The sequence below is a fragment of the Streptomyces sp. NPDC052236 genome, assembly GCF_044548015.1.
In the GTDB taxonomy this organism is placed as follows: Bacteria; Actinomycetota; Actinomycetes; order Streptomycetales; family Streptomycetaceae; genus Streptomyces.
This window is the reverse complement of record NZ_JBIUBL010000032.1, coordinates 59,598-78,983: the sequence shown is the minus strand read 5'-3', so window position 1 is coordinate 78,983 and position 19,386 is coordinate 59,598. Positions and strand designations below refer to the sequence as shown.

Below are 19,386 nucleotides of genomic sequence, written 5' to 3'. Positions count from 1 at the left end.
GGACGGAAAGCGGCCCGGCCGCCCACGTCCCGCTGCCGCACACCCCGAACCGGCAGCGATCACCTGGAGGTCGCCCCCGTGCAGACCCAGACCCTCACCGAGACCGACGGTGTCGCCGTCGCGACCGTTCCCGCGCAGGTGGTTGTCGAGGATCCAGTAGAAGTGCCAGAGCCTCCCGAACCGCGTACCGGCCGTGTGGACCACGGCGGGCCCTCGTCCGACCTCTTCCGCCAGTATCTGCGGGAGATCGGCAGAATCCCGCTGCTCACGGCCGCCGAGGAGGTGGAGCTGGCGCGCCGCGTCGAAGCAGGCCTGTTCGCCGAGGAGCGGCTCGGCAACACCCCCGACCTCGATGACTCCCGACTCGCCGTCGACCTCGACAAACTGGTCGTCATGGGCCGGATGGCCAAGCGCCGCCTGATCGAGGCCAACCTCCGGCTCGTCGTGTCCGTCGCCAAACGCTACGTCGGCCGCGGACTGACCATGCTCGACCTCGTCCAGGAAGGAAACCTGGGCCTGATCAGGGCAGTCGAGAAATTCGACTACGCCCGCGGCTACAAGTTCTCGACGTACGCGACCTGGTGGATCCGCCAGGCCATGTCCCGGGCGCTGGCGGACCAGGCGCGCACCATACGGGTGCCGGTCCATGTGGTCGAGCTCATCAACCGGGTCGTACGGGTGCAGCGCCGGATGCTCCAGGAGCGCGGCTACGAACCCACTCCCGACGAGGTCGCCGTCCAGCTGGACCTGACCTCCGAGCGGGTCAGCGAGGTGCTCCGCCTCGCCCAGGAACCGGTGTCGCTGCACGCGCCCGTGGGCGAGGAGGACGACGTCGCCCTCGGGGACCTCATCGAGGACGGCGACGCCACCTCGCCCGTCGAGTCCGCGGCCTTCCTCCTGCTGCGCGAGCATCTGGAGGCGGTGCTCTCGACCCTCGGCGAACGCGAACGCAAGGTTGTCCAGTTGCGGTACGGACTGGACGACGGCCGGCCGCGCACGCTCGAAGAGATAGGCCGGATCTTCGGCGTGACGCGCGAACGCATCCGCCAGATCGAATCCAAGACCCTCAACAAGCTGCGCGACCACGCGTTCGCCGACCAGCTCCGCGGCTATCTGGACTAACCGGCTATCTGGACTGACCGACTTACCGACTGTCCGGCTGACCGTCACTCAACTTCCACGGCCGCCTCGGCGAACTGGGCCCGGTACAGCCGGGCGTACGCACCATCCGCCTCCAGCAGGGCTTCGTGCGTGCCCTGTTCGACAATCGACCCGCTCTCCATCACCAGAATCACATCGGCGTCCCGGATCGTGGACAGCCGGTGCGCGATGACGAAGCTCGTACGCCCATGGGCCAGGCGGGCCATCGCCTTCTGGATGAGCACCTCGGTACGGGTGTCCACCGAGCTGGTCGCCTCGTCCAGTACCAGGATCACCGGGTCGGAGAGGAACGCCCGCGCGATGGTGATCAGCTGCTTCTCGCCCGCGCTCACGCCCGAGCCCTCATCGTCGATCACCGTGTCGTAGCCGTCCGGCAGCGTCCGTACGAACCGGTCGGCGTGAGCGGCTCGTGCCGCCTCCTCGATCTCCTCGCGCGTGACCTCGCGTGAGGCGCCGTACGCGATGTTGTCCGCGATCGTGCCGCCGAACAGCCAGGTGTCCTGGAGGACCATCCCTATCCGGGACCGCAGCTCCTCGCGGGAGATCTTCGCGATGTCCACGCCGTCCAGGGTGATTCGGCCGCCCGTCACCTCGTAGAACCGCATCAGCAGATTGACAAGCGTGGTCTTCCCCGCGCCGGTCGGGCCGACGATCGCGACCGTATGACCGGGCTCGACGCTCAGCGAGAGGTTCTCGATGAGCGGCTTCTCCGGGTCGTACCGGAAGGCGACCTTCTCCATCGAGACCTGCCCCAGCGGCCGGCCGTTCTGCTGCCCGGCGGAAAGCCCAACCTGCTCCTGCTCCTGCCCCGGCTCCTGCTCGGCGTCCGGCTCCTGCTCTTCCGCGTCCAGCAGCTCGAAGATCCGCTCCGCCGACGCGACACCCGACTGCACCAGATTCGCCATCGAAGCGACCTGCGTCAGCGGCATGGAGAACTGCCGCGAGTACTGGATGAACGCCTGCACATCACCGATGGACAGCGTCCCGGACGCGACCCGCAGCCCGCCGACGACCGCCACCAGCACATAGTTGAGGTTGGAGACGAAGAACATCAGCGGCTGCATCACCCCGCTGTTGAACTGCGCCCGGAAACCGGCCTCGTACAGCGCCTCGTTCTGCTCGGCGAACGCCTGCGCCGACTCGTCCTGCCGCCCGAAGACCTTCACCAGCGCGTGCCCGGTGTACATCTCCTCGATATGGGCGTTCAGCTTGCCCGTGGACTTCCACTGCTGCACGAACTGCGGCTGCGAACGCTTGCCGACCTTCGTCGCGACGTAGACCGACACCGGCACCGTCACCAGCGCGACCAGCGCCAGCAGCGGCGAGATCCAGAACATCATCGCCAGCACGCCCACGATGGTCAGCAGCGAGTTGATCAGCTGCCCCATGGACTGCTGCATGGTCTGCGAGACGTTGTCGATGTCGTTGGTCGCCCGGCTGAGCACCTCGCCGCGCTTGGACCGGTCGAAGTACGACAGCGGCAGCCGTGACAGCTTCGCCTGGACGTCCTCGCGCATCCGGTACACGGTCCGGTTGATCACCCGGGTCGACAGCCGCGTACCCACCAGCATCAGCAGCCCGGCGGCCAGGTACACCACGAGCGCCACCAGCAGCACATCGCGCACCGCGTCGAAGTCGATGCCCTGGCCGGGGGTGAAGTCCACCCCGGAGAGCATGTCGGCCAGCCCGCCGTCGCCCTTGTCCCGCAGGCTGTCGATGGCCTCGGCCTTGCTGGTCCCGTCCTCCATCCCGCGGCCGACGACGCCCGCGAAGACCACGTCCGTGGCCTGCCCCAGGATCAGCGGCCCGACCACCGAGAACGCCACGCTCAGCACACCCGCGGCGAGCATCAGCCACAGCGTCGCTCGCTCCGGAGCGAGCCGCCGCAGCAGCCGCCTGCCCGAGCCCTTGAAGTCCATGGACCGCTCGACAGGGCCCATCATCATGCGTCCGCCCGGCCCGCTCATGCGGCCTCAGCCTCCGTCAGCTGCGAGAGCACGATCTCGCGGTAGGTCTCATTGCTCTCCATCAGGTCGTGATGGCTTCCCGTCCCCACGACCTGCCCCTCGTCCAGTACCACGATCCGGTCGGCGTCCCGGATGGTGGACACCCGCTGGGCGACGATCACCACCGTCGCCTCCGCGGTCTCGCGCGCCAGCGCCCGGCGCAGCGCCGCGTCCGTGGCGTAGTCCAGCGCCGAGAAGGAGTCGTCGAAGAGATAGATCTCGGGCCGTTGCACCAGCGTCCTGGCGATCGCGAGACGCTGCCGCTGCCCGCCCGAGACATTGGTCCCGCCCTGTGCGACGGGCGCGTCGAGCCCGCCCTCCAGCTCTCGTACGAAGTCGGCCGCCTGCGCCACTTCCAGCGCCTGCCACAGCTCCTCGTCGCTCGCGCCCGGCTTGCCGTACCGCAGATTGGTGGCGACGGTCCCGGAGAAGAGATACGGCTTCTGCGGTACGAGCCCCACCGTTCTGGCCATCAGGGCGGGATCGAGCTCGCGCACATCCACACCGTTGACGAGCACTTCGCCGCCCGTCACATCGAAGAGCCGCGGCACGAGCCCGACCAGCGTCGACTTGCCGCTGCCCGTCGACCCGATGATCGCGGTGGTCTCGCCGGGCCGCGCCACCAGACCGACGCTCCGCAGCACCGGCTCCTCGGCTCCCGGGTAGCGGAACTCCACGTTCCGTACCTCCAGATGGCCGTGGCGGAGCAGCTTGTGTACGGGTTCGGCGGGCGGGACCACGCTCGAGTCCGTACCGAGAACCTCCTCTATCCGCTCCGCGCACACCTCTGCGCGCGGCACCTGCATAAACATGAACGTGGCCATCATCACGGCCATCACGATCTGCATCAGATAGGCGAGGAACGCGGTCAGCGCGCCGATCTGTATGGCCCCGCTGTCGATGCGGTGAGCACCGAACCAGACGACGGCGATGGACGACACGTTCACCACTGTCATCACGGTGGGGAACATCAGCGCCATCAGCCGGCCGGTGGACATCGACACATCCGTGAGCTCGGTGTTGGCCCCACGGAACCGGTCCCTTTCGTACTCGTCCCGTACGAACGCGCGGATGACGCGGTTACCGGTGATCTGCTCGCGCAGCACGCGGTTCACGGTGTCCAGACGCTCCTGCATGGTGCGGAACAGGGGCCGCATCCGCCTGACGATCAGCGATACGGCGATGCCCAGAACGGGCACGACAGCCAGCAGCACCGCCGACAGCGGCACGTCCTGGCCGAGCGCCATGATGATGCCGCCGACGCACATGATCGGCGCGGAGACCATCAGGGTGAAGGCCATCAGGACCAGCATCTGGACCTGCTGGACGTCGTTCGTCGTACGGGTGATCAGCGACGGCGCCCCGAAGTGCCCGACCTCGCGTGCGGAGAAACTCTGGACCCGGTCGAAGACGGCCGCCCGGACGTCCCGCCCGAGCGCCGACGCGGTGCGCGCGCCGTAGAAGATGGCCCAGATGTTGCCGACGACCTGGACGAGGCTGACGGCGATCATGATGCCGCCGAGCTGCAGGATGTAGCCCGAGTCCCCCTTCACGACACCGTTGTCAATGATGTCGGCGTTGAGGGTCGGGAGGTAGAGCGAGGCGCTGGTCTGGAGCAGTTGGAGCGCGACGAGCAGGACGATGGCTTTTTTGTACGGACGGAGATACGTCCGCAGCAGTTGGATCAGCACACGCAGGCTTTCCGGGTCGGCAAGATCGGGGGCCACCCCATCTTCCGACACTCGACCCCGGTACCCCCAAGGGTTTTCCCCAAGGCGGAGTCAAAAAGATGGCAATCGGACAAGGTGGATTTACGGCGGTCTACGGCGGATCTACGACTGGGGGCCGAACGCTCCCGGGTGGATATGGTCCCGCGTCGCGCCGTACTGCTGGCGCACCGCCTGCCCCACCGCCGTGTCCTCGCCGGGCTCGAAGACCTGCGCCGCCGCGCCCTGCCACGCGGGCGGGGCGGCGGGGGAGAGGGTCCCCTGCCTGGCACCCAGCGCCCACGCGGCCTGCCTGGCCGCGCCCAGCGCCGCGTAATCGGCGGGCTCCGGTACGACGACCTGCGCCCCGAAGATCCCTGGCGCCGCTGCCTGCACGGCGGGCAGCTCGGCCGTCGCACCCAGCAGAAAGACCCTGCGTACCTCGACGCCGCGCCCGCGCAGCACGTCCATCGCGTCCGCGAGCGAGCAGAGCATGCCCTCGAAGGCCGCCCGCGCCAGATGCTCGGCCTTCATGGACTCGCGCCGCAGCCCGCTCAGCGTTCCCGCGGTGTGGGGGAGCTGCGGGGTCCGCTCGCCCTCCAGATACGGCAGGAGCACCAGGCCGGAGGCCCCGGGGGTCGACTTCATCGCCAGCGCGGAGAGCGCGCCGAGGTCCTCCAGACCCAGCAGCTCGGCGGTGCCGCGCAGCGCCCGTACGGCGTTGAGGGTGTGCACGACCGGCAGATGCATGCCGGTGGCGTCGGCGAACGACGTAATCATCCCGGTCGGATCGGCCAGCACCTCATGGTGCACGGTCATCACCGAGCCGGAGGCCCCCAGCGACACGACGGCGTCGCCGACGCCGACGCCGAGCCCGAACGCCGCGGCCATGGTCTCGCCGGTCCCGGCGGAGATCAGCAGCCCCTCGGGCGTCGTCCCCGCCGCCTCGGACGGGCCGAGCACCTCGGGCAGCGCGCACTGGTGCCCCAGCGCCAGCTCCACCAGATCGGGCCGGTAAGAGCCGCTGCCCGCCGACCAGTAGCCGGTGCCGGAGGCGCCGCCGCGGTCGGTGGTCCGGCGGGCGGGGCGGCCGAGCAGCTGCCACACCAGCCAGTCGTGCGGCTGCATCAGCAGGGCGACGCGCTGCGCGAGCTCGGGCTCGGCCCGTGCCATCCAGCGGAGCTTCGCCACCGGCTGGGCTGACTGCGGCACCGACCCGACGGCCTCGGCCCAGGCCTGCCGCCCGCCGAGCCCGTCGATCAGATCGGCGGCGGCGGCCTGCGCCCGCTTGTCATTGCCGAGCAGAGCGGGCCGTACGAGATTGCCCTGCCCGTCCATCGCCACGAGCCCGTGCTGCTGCGCGGACACCCCGATGGCCTGTACGCCTTCGAGCAGCCCTCCGGTCGCGGCCTCACCGAGCGAGAGCAGCCAGGCCTGCGGGTCGATCTCGGTGGCTTTCGGGTCGACGGGGTGCGGCGCGTACCCCTGGCGCAGCACAGCGCCCGTATCCGCGTCACAGACCACGATGCGTGTGAACGCGGACGAACTGTCCAAGCCGGCCACTATCCCCATGCCTGTATCCCCATGCCTGAAGATTCTGCCGCACCCGCGGGACCGCTGCGGTCACGTGTTGCTCGTGCCCCAGTCGTCCTCGCCGCCGGAGCTGCGCTCCCGCAGGGACCGCACCCGCTCGGCGACGGAGTCGGGCATCCGGTCCCCGACCTTGTCGCTGACGGCATGGAAGGCCTTGCCCGCGACTTCCCGCCCGCTCTGGGCGGCGGACTCGGCGGCGTTGCGGACGGCGGGATTCTGGGAGATCTGGCGCGCGGACTTCCTGAGCTGTTCGTAGCGCTCACGGCCGGCGCGTGTGCCGATCACGTAGCCGATGGCCAGTCCGACGATGAACGTCAGCTTGTACCGCATGGCTGCCACCCTTCTCCCTTACGTCCCTTACGTCGGTGTTCCTGCGCCGTGCCGCTGCCCGTGTGAGCCGCCTACCCGGAGCGGGCCGAGATCACCCCGGCCATACCGATTGGCCGAGCACCCCCCTGCTTGCGCTAATGTATGTGTCGCAGCGGGCGCACGCCCCCCGGGACGCCCCCGGGTCAGGCAGGTCCGGTGCACACGCAGCAATCCCCTGTAGCTCAATTGGCAGAGCAGCCGGCTGTTAACCGGCAGGTTACTGGTTCGAGTCCAGTCGGGGGAGCGCGGTCCCCTGTAGCTCAATTGGCAGAGCATTCGGCTGTTAACCGGAGGGTTACTGGTTCGAGTCCAGTCGGGGGAGCAGAAGCCGGAGAAGGACCCTTAGGGGTCCTTTTTCGTATGCCCTGGGCGGTGCCCTGGACGGTGTCCTGGGCGAGTTCTGGATCACATCCGGGATCTGGGCAGGGGGCAGTACGGCCTTGAGGCTGTGCCTTGCGGACAGCCGAGGCAGGAGATCGTATGAGCGGCTATGCTGCGGCAGACGGCGCGCACATATGTGCGCGACGCGCCGTTAGGGGCGGTAGCTCAGCCGGTTAGAGCAGCGGACTCATAATCCGTCGGCCGTGGGTTCGAGTCCCACCCGCCCCACCAGAAACATGCCCTGACCTGCGGAAACGTTTCTCTGGAGTTGCTGGAGCCGCAACTTCGGCTCAGCGGAGTGAATCCGCTGCTCGTGGGTTCAGCAGCGTTGCCGTCGGCAACAGTTCGAGCTGGCCTGACCTGCAGAGATGCGTTGGCGTCACGGTCCGGGAAGTCACCGAATATGACCAGTGTGAGGGGCTGGACGTCGAATTCGGGACGCTCGCAGGACGCAGGGAAACGGAAGCAGTTGCTCCGCTGCCATGTCGTCGACGCCGGCCAGGGGCAGGGGGGAATCGGAGCGGTGGGGTGGCAGGAGGCTGGCCCTGGGCTCCCCTGATCACGGAGCCGCTGCTGAGGTAGGTCGGAGCGACGGTTTAACGGCCCGTACTGAAAACGGCCCGGAGGCTTCTCAATGAGTTGCGTCACGGGGCTTCGGACCCGCAGGCCGTCTCCTGGGAGGCCCTGAGCGAGGAGTTCGCCTTCACCGAGAAGGACCGGATCATGCAGGGCGCACAGGTGATGATCACCACCTCTCGGGTGCACCGACTGGCTGAGCCGCGTAAGCGGCAGCACACCACCCAGGTGGTCGCCAAAGCCATGGGGTCGCTCAAGCTCGGGTTTCGCGGATCGAGAGGGGGCGGTTGGAACGCAGCGAGGTCGACACCCTTGGTGCCTACGTGAAGGCCCTCGGTGGCAAATTGAAGATCGTTGCTGCCTTTGGTGATGAGACCTACGTTTGAGTAGCTGGAGCGGCGATTCCCGAGAGCCAGGGCCCTGCCGCTCTGGCGGTGCGCTGTCAAAGTCAGGGATCGGCGCTTTGGTACGTGTCCTGTCCCTTGATCCTCCGGGCCGCGACCTTTTGGTTTCCAGAAGACTCAGCCGAGTGATCGGGAACCCCGCCCGGGTCAAGACGGCAGTTTGAAGCTGAGGGCCTGCAGCCCTCGGTCGAGTCCTACGGCAAGTAGTCCCTCGAACCAGGCCACCGCCAGGGCCACGTGGCGGACGGGGGTCTCCATGATCCGCGTTGCGGTAGCCGGGTCCCACAGGCACACCGTCCTGTCGCTGCTCGCAGTGACCAGGAGCGTACGACCAGCGTGTTCGACGGCACAGAGGGCGTTGATCGCGCTGGTATGGCGCAGGCCGGGCTCCTCAGGGTCGTGGACACACTGCCCAGTGGCGGCATCCCAGAGCCATGTCTCGCCGTCAATTGTCGCGGCGGCGATGACCGATTGCTTGCCGATGCGCAAGGAGCACATGGCGAGAACCGCCGTCGAGGCGCGCCACTGGTGTCCGATGCGTTCGCCAGTTGTGGGATCCCACAGGTAAACCCGGCCGTCCGGCCCACCGCTGGCAGAAGCCAGCAGTTGCACTCCGTCGACATCGACGGCGCACACCGCGTACACGCCGTAGGGATGCCACAGGGTGTGGACGGTCTCTGCCGTTTCGGGATCCCACACGCGCACGGTGCAGTCGGCGCTGGCGCTGGCTAGGAGCGTGCGTCCGTCTACCGTCAGAGAGCAGATGGCGTGAACAGCAGCCGCGTGTCCCCGGTACTCTCCGAACACATCCGCTGATCCCAGGTCCCACAGAACGACGGAGTGGTCATCGTCGGCAGCGGCCACGAGGACGCGGCCGTCGACGACCAGTGGACACAAGGCGCGCACGCAGTCGCTAGGGCCCACCAGAGACCGCTCGGTTTGGCCTGTGGCAATGTCTCGCACTTGCACTCCGTCATCGCCACCAGTCACCAGGACCGTGTGTCCGTCCACGGAGACCGCGCACACCGCGTGAACGGCATGGGCTTCCTTGACCTGCACCCTTGCCGGGTCCCAGAGACGCACGGTGTGGTCGAGGCCACCGCTCGCGAGGAACGTACGTTCGTGAACGGGGAGCGTGCACAGCGCCCCGATATCGTCGCTGTGCCCACGCAGGGTGACGACGGTGTCGTCAGAAGCGGCATCCCACAGCTGTATGGCATCGCCTGTCGTCCATGCGAGCAGTGACTGGCCTTCCACCTCCAGCGGGCACAGCCTGAGCACCGGCTCCGCACGGCGACTGAGGGTCCGCACGGCTTCCCCTGTCACGGGGTCCCATAGCCGTACGGTTGCATCCGAGCCGCCGGTGGCCAGCAGCACGTGACCGCCGACCTCGATCGCGCACATGGCGTTGATCGCGTCTTTGTGCCCGGTCAGCACACGCAGCGGCGTCTCACTCGAGAGCGGATTCCAGAGGTACACGGTTGCGTCGAGGCCTGCCGAGGCGAGTAGGTCACCGTGGGGCGACGGGATGCTGCACACGGCGTTGACCCAGTCGGTGTGTCCCGTGATCACCCGCACGCAATCTCCAGTGGTGGGATCCCAGAGACGTACGGTCTTGTCTGCACTGGCGGTGGCCAGATAATCCCTGCCCCCGGCCTGAAGTTGGCAGAGGTCGTACACAGTGCTGCCATGTCCCTTCAGAGCAAGGAGTTGCCCGGTACTGGTCTCTGTCGCCGGATCCCATAAGCGCACTACGTCTCCGGTGCCGAGGGCCAGGTGCGGGTGATCGTCGATCGTGCAGTTCCACAGCGCCCTGATCCGGCCGAATCGGGGCTGCAGGACTCGTGTCACCCGGGCCAGAAGCGGATCCCACAGACGAAGAGTGCCGTCCTCGGCTGCGCTGGCGAGCACGGAACGTCCCTTGACGACGAGGCCGCACACGGCACGGACCTCTTCCGTGTGCCCCTCGAGGACCGCTTCCTCGGCCTGCCGAGTGACCAGCGCCCACGCGGCCCGGTAGGGGCTGTCGGCCGCGTACTCCCGGTAGGTACGGCCGATCCCTTCCTGGGCTTCGGTGACGCTGAACAGCGCCGCACGCTCCGCAGGCCCCGCGTCGATCGCCAGGGGCGTCTGACGCAGAATCAGCGCATGCTCTCGCGCCTCGGGTGTTCGCGCCGGCCCCACGACGGGGATCAGCCGGCGCAGGTCGGCGTGGAGGGGGTACGTCATGTCGGCGAGCAGGTCGTCCACGGCCCGGCCACCTGGCGCGTGCCGCGGCAGCGAACGCAGGAGGTACGCAGGTGCGTTGTCCCAGCCGCAGGTCTGTCCGTGGGCGATGAAGGCGCGAGTGAGGGCCCGCTCGTCGTCCTCCGTGGCTCCGTCTTCGACGCGGGACTGCTGGAGGGCGTCGTCGAGTGCCTGGTGGAAGAGGCGGAAGACCCCGGCGTTCTGGTCGTTGACACCAGTCTCGATCAGGAAGTTGGCCGCCGCGGAACGCGCGAACGCGCGCAGATGGTTCTCCGTCGGGCAGGTGCCGTGCAGCGCCGTGATGGCAACGCCCCAGAGGGAGAGCGGTAGTCCCGGGGCTTCGGCGTAGGCGAGCGCAGTGAGCACCGTTTCCGCAGCAATGCCGTCGATCGAGGGCAGCCGTGCCAGGTATTCGTGCAGCGCCGCGGCGACCGTGGGGTTGAACGAGATGTCCGCCGGGGCCACCGCGACCGTGTCACGCAATCCGCGGGTACGTGAGGTCAGTCCTGCCACCAGGAAGTTGCCATCGGCCAACCGGGCGATACGGGCGGCGACGGGGCGGGCCACGCGGTCGTCGGTGTAGGGGTTGCCTGTTCTCTCATCGCCAAGCAGTTGCAGTGTTGCCTGCGCGTAGGCCGCGAGATCGGCTTCCTCGAAGTACGCGGGGTTGTCCAGGTCGATCACGCGTGCGGCATCACCGAAGGCGGCGAGCAGGTCTCCTTCATCGTCTCGGCGCCTGCTGCCGACCATGACGCGTACGTGCAGGTCCGCGCATGTTTCGGCGAGGGGAACGGCGATCTGGCGGGCGATAATCCGAGCCTGCTTGGCGCTGGTGGCCTCGTCGAGCGCGTCGATGACGATGGTGAAGGGTGCCCCTGAGGCATCGGTGAGCGCCGCACGCAGGCTGGGAGCGAGATCGCTCACAGCTTGCGGAATCGCCGCAGATGCGGCGCGGGCAATCTCATGGGCGACTTCGAGCGCGATCTTGCCCTTGGCATGGACGGCGCAGGACACCGAGCCGAGAGGGGCGCGTACGGCGTCGTCCGCCTGGGGCAGAGTCGCAGCGATGGCGGTGTCGGCGGACGTCACGACCCGCCCGAGCACGGCCGACTTTCCCACCCCGGGGGATCCTGTGACAACCAGTACATGCCTGGGCGCCTCATCGACGGTGATCCACTCGACGATCTTGGTCAGGGCCGCGGTGCGACCGCGAAACCGGAAACCCCGCTCCGCGTCAGTGCTGACGCCCCGCGCCCGCGGCTTCCAGTGCCGCCCGGCCTCGGGGTCGTCCTTCAGAGTCCAGCCCCAGGCGGCGAGTGCGCTTTCACCTGCGTCTTGAGCCGACCACTCCGCCAGAGTGGACAACTTCTCGTCAGGAAGGCACTTGTCGGCCCGGAACAGCGTCAGCGCAAGGGCGTCGCCGCGGCTGTTCGCCTGGCCCACCATTCCGACCACCGCCTGATAGGTGGGCGACCACAGGGCGGCGCCGCTGTAGCCGGGGCGCACCAAATACCGCGAGGCGGTGTCCAGCCGGATCCAGCCGTGAGCCAGCTTCTCTCCCACCTCCCCGTCGGAGGAACTGCCGAAGACGTCGTCGGGGAAACCGAAGGACCACCAGGGCTCGCCCACGAGGTCTCCAGCGGTGGGACGGCGCAAAGGTGCCGCCGACTCGCCGGGAACGCTGTCTGCGAGCACCAGGATCGCGACGTCCTGTGTGTGCCGCCTGCTTTCCGGGCTCGGGGCGATCACCTCGCTTACCGGCAGCCGCCGGTCCATGAGTTGGTCGGACTTGGGAAAGGCCACCCACAGAGCGGTGCCCTTGTCCCATGAGGGACAGGCGACATGGGCACAGGTCATTACGCGTCGGCTGTCGATGAGGAACCCGGATCCCAAGGGACGGTTGTCATACTCGTCGGCGTGCACCGCCGCGACCCAAGGGTCGTTGCCCGGGCGCGGACCGATGACCAGGGACGCGTTCACGGGCTGCCGGGGGCCGCGTTCGAAGTCTCGCCCGGTCGCCAGACCAGGGTGATCTCGAAGTTAGCCTCGGTGGCGGCTTTGGCCACCAACCACTGCGCTGTTCCGGTCGCCTTCACACCGAACTTGACCTCCACCTCGGCGGGGCGCATCTCCCGCACTTGGTCCAGGACAGCGCGTGCGGCCTCCACTGCAGGCCGCACGGCTTCGCGGACCCTGCCCACCACCTCCTCCGCCCCCACCGGTCGGAAGGTGTCCGTTTCCTCGATCTCGAATCGCACAACGGTCTCATCGTCAAGTGCGTACGAGACCTGCCGCGTTGACATGCTGACTCCCCCTGTTTGCCGCTTGGTTGACTGACATTGTGCCCTTCGGGCTGACGCTGGGCGAATCGTGGGAGGCGGTCAGCCCGCCGTCGAGCTTGGGCTCCTGATCAGGCGCACTTCAACGTTGAGGAGGAAACGGCCCCAACAGAAAACGGCCCTCAGGGGGTATCCCTGTCGTACGCCGCCGTGCTCTGCGACGTCGCCGGCGTATTGGCGGCACTGGCCCGCTGGCCACGAGATCGAGCGCGCCCACGGACTGTCCGCCGGTGCGCTGGCAGCCGCGGCCTTCGCGCTGGCTCGCGTTCACCCCGCCTTCACCGGGGAGATCACCGACGAACAGTGGCGGTCCGCAGTGGCGGCCGACCTCGCCGATGCCTGCGGGTTGGAGCAGCGGGGCCGCGCCGCCATGGCCGCATTCATTCCTGGCCGAACAGCGGACCTGCCCAAAAGCCGCTGCCGGGAGGCTTTGTTAGGTGGATGGTCAGAGCCCTGTCCCGCGGCCCTTCGGGCGACAGCGGCCCCTATGAAGGGCTGCATGGTTGATGCGCGTCGTCTTGGATGGTCGAACCCGTTCAGGCTCGACGTAGTGCGACGACGTTGCCGGGGAGTGATGACGGAGCGGTCCTGGCGTGCTCCTGGACGACCGCTGGGGCTTCCCGCTGGCCGGAGACGATCTATAAGACCGTGCCTGGCCCTTCATCGTCACCCATCCCTGCCCTTCTGCGTCAACTGCCTCCCCGCTGCGGGCCCCTGTCCGAGCGGGAAGCTGGTGAACTGCGCTGTTGCCTGGATCAAGTGTCTGATCCGCGCGGCGTACGAGGACGGCGGTATTCGGCCCTCGCGGGAAGGTGTCTTCGAGAGCTCTGGCGGTGTCAGGCCTTACCGAGCTGGCGATGCCAGGGGACGTCAGGAAACGGCCCGAACCTGAAGACTGCTCCTGCGGGATCTCGACGCCCCGGTCAGCCGACTCCGAGGCGTTCGCGCCAGACAGTGGACAACTGGGGGCGCAGGAACACGACTCCCTGCTGGGTGCCGACCGCGAGGTCGAGGTATGGGCTCTCGGGAAGGGCGGTGATTGAGGTGACAAGGGCGGGTAACGGAGTGGACCATACCTTCTCGCAGCTGGGCAGATGACACAAGGCCACGCCGTGCTCGTCGCTCACCGCCACTAGCGCCTCACCGCTGGGCGCAGATCCCGTCCACAGGATGTGGGAGGCCAGCAAGGGCAGACGGCGTGGGCTGTCCGGGGCCGTGGCGTCCCAGACGGCAACGGGAGCGAGATGTGAAGCGTCGTACGTGTCGGGGGCGAGGCAGAGCAGGACGGGCGTACCGTCCCGCAGCTTGGCCCACCGGGGGACATAGGCACGCCCTGCGACGAGGGAGTCGTAGGTCCCACCGCGTCGGTTCATGGAACGACACGCGGGGCTGACCGCGTACTGGCGGTATGTCAAGAGGTCGATCGCTGAGGTCGCGCCGTCGCGTCCTCGCTGCGCCACCCAATGGGTTCCGGTGTCGCCGTGGTGGGGGACCAGAAGCCAGAGGTCGTGGGCGAGCTCTAATCCGTCGCTCGGATGTGGGGCTCCCGTGGAGACGTCCCACACTCGGCCGATCGTTGCGGCTTCGTCGCGGGGTGTCGGCATGTCCCATGAGGGAGAAGTGCGCCCGCCGACGCTGCTTTCCCATCCTCGGATCGGTCTGGCACCCGTCATCAGCACCGTGTCTCCGGAGAGAGTGGTGAAAGCCGTTGCGCAGACGAAGTCATCGCTGGGGTCAACGGTCCAGGGAAGGTCCACCCAGTCGCCGGTGTCCTCGGGAGAGTTCAGCAGCCTGACGCGGCCGCACACCGCATCGAATCCGGCGAAACGGGTCCAGGGGTGCGAGCGGGTCGGTGGCAGGAGCTGCCCGCGCATCCGGTCGCTGTCACCGTGGAGCCAGGTGAGGGAGGAGTTCTCGTGGCTGACGTCCGGTCGCAGGCGGTGCCAGATGCAGAAGGACACCGGTACGGAAGACGGCCATCTCGCGCGGTCCGAGAGGACTTTGGGTTCAACATGTCCCGTGTACTCCCAGGAAAGCACGTTGAGCGTACCGTCGAGATCCTCGACCAAGTGCTCTTCTTCGTCTTCCATGGGGGAGCCCCCGAGGAGCACCCCGTGGACGAGGCAGTTGCCCATGCCGTTCGCCGCGGTGTCGGAGAGATCCGGTTCCACACGTCGGATGAGGCCACCGGACACGGCCATGACCGCAGCCGGATCCCGGGACCACGGGATCAACAGCTCGATTTCCGGTGCGGAAAACTCAAGGTCGCTGCCGGAGTGCCGAATGCCTGCCAGTTGCTCTTCGTGGACGCCCCACGGCCAGAGTCTGGCGGTTCCGTCGTTGCCGATGGCCATGATGTCTGGACCGTCGGCTCCCGCCGCGGAGAGCGCATGCACGGCGCATACGGCGCCTTCATGCCCGAGGAGCGGTGAGCCGACAGCGTCCCCGGTGGTGCAGTCCACTACCGCCAGATCCATACCGAAGCCGACAGCAACCGCGTAGAGCTGCTCACCGTGCAGTAACGGCACCATCAGGTCGGCATATCCGATCTTCTTGCCATTGGCGGTGATACGCCGTGGCGGGGCGTCGAAGCGTACGACGAGCAGGTCGTCCTTGTCCTGAGCCACGAGCACGGGATCTGCGGCGCTGCCGTGCGCGAAGCCCCTTCTCTGCCAGGAAAATCCGTTGAACGGCACGGCCACGGTCTTCATCGAACCCGTATCGAGCAGGGTCATCCTGGTGCGCGGCTCGCAGATCGCGGCGAGGGTTCCGCGCGCTCCACGGATGTGGTCCGCCAGTGCGGGTTTGGTCAGGCCGTCCAGCACAACGACCACACCGTCCTGCCCTTCGAGGGGGTGCAGCGTGACTCGCCCCCGCACGCCGTCACAGACGAGCAGGTGGACGTGTCCGGCCTCGTCATGGCTAAGACAGGAGGAGGCTCCTGCGTCGTCGCTCCAGCGGTGCTCCCGGAGCGTAGGGCAGTCCACCTCGACCAGTGGCTCCAGAGTGAGTAGCGACAAGGCAGCCACGCGCTCTGAGTTGCCGCACACGAGCACGGGAGTTCCGTCGGAGAGGAGACCGGCGCCGAAGAGAAAAGTGTAACCGGTGCCGGGGACGGTCCGGGAGAGTGTCTGGTCCGCCACGTCCCACATCCGCAGCGTACCCTCGGCGTCGAGGGTGATGGCCTCCGTGCGGCCCGTCCGGTCGGCCATCAGTGCGAGTCCCACGACGTCTGCCGGGTGCGGCAGGAGGGTGGACTGGGACGGGTTGTCGAGCAGCCAGACATGCACATGGGATGTCCAGGGTGGGGCCGCCAGCACGGCTCGGCTGCCGTCAGGGAGGCGTACGTCTTCGATCAGCCAGTTCGGATTCCTCGATCTGACCGCGTACGCGTCGCCGTCGTGCCGTCCGACCACCCGGTGCGGGGTGATCCCACGCGTCTCCACGCATATCCGCTCCAGGGAACTCGACATCCGCTCGGCTCGGCGGGCGAATCCGTGCTCCCCGTACGTCTCCGCCACGAAGGCCAACAGGGCGGCCCGGTCGACAGCAGCGGGATCCAGGTCCAGGAGGAGGTAGGTGTAGCGTTCGACGGCCATGGACAGCGGGGGGTGGCGCAGTGCATGCCGCACCGCCGGGAGCAGCGTCGAAGGCTCGGCGCTGATGATGAACGAAGCATCCTCGATGAGATCGTCCAGGGCGCCTGATCCAGCTGCGTGGGTCGCCAGGTGGATTCGTACGTAGGGATGGGCACGAGACCAATCTTGATCCGGGACAAGGCCCAGCAACGTGTCGACGAAACACTCCTGGACGTCTGAGAGATCCCGGTATTTGAGCACCCGGTTCTTGATGTGGTCCGTCAGTTCCTGGTGGTAAAGACGGAAGTACTTCGTCCCGTCCACCGAGGCTTGGGACAGGTAGGAACCATCCTCCTTCAGCAGCACATCGATGTGCGCTTCCGTAAGGGCGATACCGGACAGGCGGGTGGCAGCCTGGATCCAGATCTTGCGCGGGAGACCGTTGCCTTCTCCAAAGGCGAGGGCAGTGAGCAGGGCCGTCGTCGAGGCGTACCGCTCAGGCGACAGTCGCTGGAGATACGCCTCAAAGGCTCCGCCGACGTCGGAGGGAAGCTGCTCCGTCCAGCCCGGCACGCTCGTGTCGATGGCTGGGCCGCGCAGCAGTGCGCTCGCGGTCATCCGGGCGACCAGGAAGCAACGTCTAGCCCGGCGGGCGACCTCAGCCGCGACCCGATGGGCGATGTCGGAGCTGTGCTCGTACGGAGCACCCGTATCGGAGATGATCTTCACGACGTACTCGGCCGTGTCCGTGTCGTCGGCGTACGCGCTGTCGTCGAGGTCGATGACCGGAACACGGTCTCCGGTATGGGGCAGCAGCTCCCGACGTGAACCGACCACGAGCCGAACACACATCACCCCGGCGAGTGGCCTCAGCAGTTCCCAGGCGATGCGCCGGGCCTCCGCCTTGTCACCGCCCGCGCCCGCCTCGTCGAGCGAGTCAACGACGACACGGAACGGCCGCTGACGGTCGGCCAGCGCCGAGAAGAGTGCCCCCGGAGCGGCAGCCCGCACGTCCGCCGCAGCCGCGAGCCGCCCGACCAGCGCCTCCAGTGTCTGATGGCGTGCGTTGACGGAGGCGTCGGCGCAACCCTCCAGGACCAGCCGCCCCAACACGGCGGACTTCCCCGAGCCCGGGTCGGCGGTCACGACAAGGATGCCCCCGTTGCCTTCCTTGGCGAGATGGGCGCGAGCCTCAAGAAGGGCGCGCTCCCGGCCGGTGAAGTACGAACCGGGGTCATGCACGTGTTCGACGCCGCGCCCTCGTGGTTCGAAGTGCGAGGACAGGTCCGAGGCGTCGGCACAGATGCGTCCGTCCACCGCGATCTCGGCGTGCGGATCGAACGAGGGGTTCATGAAGAAGGGCGGAGGTTCGGACTGGTCGATGAAGGAACAGGCCGCCCGCTGTCTGAGCCCAGACGCTACGAAGGACCGGTTGACGCGGTCGGCAACCGTGCTGGGTGCAAGGTATCGCTGTGACGGACCGTCACCTTTCTGGCACGCCCTCGCCAATTCGGTGACAAAGGCCCCGTCGACCGCCGTGTCGCGATGGCGGGCGGAGGCCAGCAACCCGGTACCGGCACCGAACGCGTCGCTGCGTCCCCGGCTCGCCACGATGGTGTCGGTCACCGTGCTGATCTCGGTGCCGGCGGCAGCCGCATGGCAGGAATCGACTATGAAAAGCACATTGCGCACGGAGGAAGTGGCGAGGACCTCGGCGAGGTTGGGCAGGGACAGCCACGAGCGGGGCCGAGAGGACCTGGTGTCCGCGCAGGCGAGCCGGTACTGACTTGACGGCGACCGACTCCCGTGACCGGCGTAGTACACGACGACCACATCGTCGGCGGCGAGCTCGGGAGACCGGCACCAGTCGGACAGGGCATTCTCAAAGTCGGCGCATTCGGGGTCGTGGGAAACAGAGGCTAGGACCCTCTCATAGCCCATGGACTCGAACAGTGCCACCACCCCCTTGACGTCGTCGTGCACCCGGGGAAGTTCCGGATCCTCAAGGTAATAGCGTGTGCCCGCCGCGATGAGATAGCGCATCACCGGGCCTCGGTTTCGCGTGCCAGCCCCGCCGCGATGGCTCGGCCCGTCTCTACGGCCGTCAGATAGCGTGTGGCGTCGTGCATGTGGCTACCGTTGTGCACGGCTATGTCCGTCACTCCTTCTCCGTAGAAGGGGCGCAGTTCGCGGGCGACGGAGACGATGTCGGTGTCATCGGCGATGTTGGTCCAGGCCCGCAGGCGTTTCGGCCACACCGCCCGCCGCCCCTCGGGCTTGGGATCGAGGCGGTCTAGAACGAGTGCGCGCATGCCCAGGGGAGAGCCGAGGGTAACCAGCATACGGATGTCCCAACTGCCGTGATGCATATCGTCGCAGAGCGTTTCGTAAGCGACCACCGAACCGAGCGAGTGCGCCACGACGACCCTCGTTTGAGGAGTGATGCGTGCAGCGAGCCTGGCCCGCGCTTCGCGCCGGACGCCGTCGTCCGAGAAGTAGCCGGTCATCTGCTTAAGGTTTCCGATCAGCGCGCGGTCGAGAACTCCCCGCAGGAACGCTGCGCCGGTGAGGGCGTCGAGAGCCGCCCGCACTGCGTTCAACCGCAGGGCCTGCGAGGCCATCCAGCCTCCCGCCCCACGGGTGCCGGTCTCCGCCGGGTCCGGGACGGCCGAATCCGTCCGGGCCGCTTCGGCCCACCAGGCCATGAGGAGCCGGAACTCGTCCTCGGTCTCGACATCGCTCGCGTCGTACGGCGGCTCATGGCCGTGGCGCGTGCCGCGAGGACGGAAGAGGTCGCCGTAGAAGGCAACGCCGACGTCGTCGAGAGCTGGGACCAGGCCGCCGGCCAGGCGCACGCCGCCCAGCAGTTCCGGCACGACGTCCCGGGCCAGTGAGTCCTCGCTCAGATACTGCTTGCCCACTCCATGCACGAAGACGACCTCGCTCAAATCCCCTCCCAAGTGTGGAGGACAAGCCTACGTGCGTGTCTTCTCCAGGGTGCTGTGAACGTTCTCCTGGAGTCTTGC

General features: G+C 67.7%; 9 protein-coding genes and 3 tRNA genes. 4 read left to right on the top strand and 8 right to left on the bottom strand.

Going from position 1 to position 19,386, the window contains the following annotated elements:
- The first annotated feature begins 138 nt into the window (after nt 1–138).
- On the top strand, nt 139–1,122 hold the full coding sequence (locus tag ACIHCQ_RS37475; RefSeq protein WP_399672840.1) for an RNA polymerase sigma factor: 984 nt from the start codon (nt 139–141) through the stop codon (nt 1,120–1,122).
- Nucleotides 1,123–1,166: 44 nt separating this feature from the next.
- Here the strand turns inward: ACIHCQ_RS37475 and ACIHCQ_RS37470 are convergent, their stop codons facing one another.
- The 4 genes from ACIHCQ_RS37470 to ACIHCQ_RS37455 form a co-directional block, all read right to left on the bottom strand.
- A complete protein-coding gene (locus ACIHCQ_RS37470; protein WP_399672791.1) occupies nt 1,167–3,128 on the bottom strand; it encodes an ABC transporter ATP-binding protein in 1,962 nt (653 codons plus the stop codon).
- Nucleotides 3,125–4,858 (bottom strand): ABC transporter ATP-binding protein, encoded by a 1,734-nt coding sequence (locus tag ACIHCQ_RS37465; RefSeq protein WP_399672837.1) that lies wholly within the window; start codon nt 4,856–4,858, stop codon nt 3,125–3,127. Before ACIHCQ_RS37465 ends, ACIHCQ_RS37470 begins: the two co-directional genes overlap by 4 nt.
- 141 nt (nt 4,859–4,999) lie before the next feature.
- Nucleotides 5,000–6,445 (bottom strand): FGGY family carbohydrate kinase, encoded by a 1,446-nt coding sequence (locus tag ACIHCQ_RS37460; protein ID WP_399672789.1) that lies wholly within the window; start codon nt 6,443–6,445, stop codon nt 5,000–5,002.
- A 51-nt stretch (nt 6,446–6,496) separates the two neighbouring features.
- On the bottom strand, nt 6,497–6,796 hold the full coding sequence (locus ACIHCQ_RS37455) for a YtxH domain-containing protein (RefSeq protein WP_399672787.1): 300 nt from the start codon (nt 6,794–6,796) through the stop codon (nt 6,497–6,499).
- A 210-nt stretch (nt 6,797–7,006) separates the two neighbouring features.
- Between ACIHCQ_RS37455 and ACIHCQ_RS37450 the strand changes: the two genes are divergently transcribed.
- The 3 genes from ACIHCQ_RS37450 (at nt 7,007) to ACIHCQ_RS37440 (ending at nt 7,447) form a co-directional block, all read left to right on the top strand.
- Nucleotides 7,007–7,079 (top strand) — tRNA-Asn (locus tag ACIHCQ_RS37450).
- Nucleotides 7,080–7,084: 5 nt separating this feature from the next.
- Nucleotides 7,085–7,157, top strand: a tRNA-Asn gene (locus ACIHCQ_RS37445).
- 213 nt (nt 7,158–7,370) lie between these two features.
- Nucleotides 7,371–7,447, top strand: a tRNA-Ile gene (locus tag ACIHCQ_RS37440).
- A gap of 896 nt (nt 7,448–8,343) precedes the next feature.
- On the opposite strand, the gene ACIHCQ_RS37435 is transcribed toward ACIHCQ_RS37440, so the two are convergent.
- From ACIHCQ_RS37435 to ACIHCQ_RS37420, 4 genes are all read right to left on the bottom strand, one after another.
- Nucleotides 8,344–12,423 carry an AAA family ATPase gene (locus tag ACIHCQ_RS37435; protein WP_399672785.1) on the bottom strand — a complete coding sequence of 1,360 codons (4,080 nt, stop codon included), beginning with the start codon at nt 12,421–12,423 and terminating at the stop codon, nt 8,344–8,346.
- Complete coding sequence (locus tag ACIHCQ_RS37430; protein ID WP_399672783.1) at nt 12,420–12,746, bottom strand: CU044_2847 family protein; 327 nt, start codon at nt 12,744–12,746, stop codon at nt 12,420–12,422. The genes ACIHCQ_RS37435 and ACIHCQ_RS37430 overlap by 4 nt, the downstream gene beginning before the upstream one ends.
- Before the next feature lie 959 nt (nt 12,747–13,705).
- Entirely contained in the window at nt 13,706–18,403 is a 4,698-nt protein-coding gene (locus ACIHCQ_RS37425; protein WP_399672835.1) for a caspase family protein, read from the bottom strand.
- Nucleotides 18,403–19,308, bottom strand: a complete 906-nt coding sequence (locus ACIHCQ_RS37420; RefSeq protein WP_399672781.1) for a hypothetical protein — start codon at nt 19,306–19,308, stop codon at nt 18,403–18,405. The genes ACIHCQ_RS37425 and ACIHCQ_RS37420 overlap by 1 nt, the downstream gene beginning before the upstream one ends.
- Between the last annotated feature and the right edge of the window lie 78 nt (nt 19,309–19,386).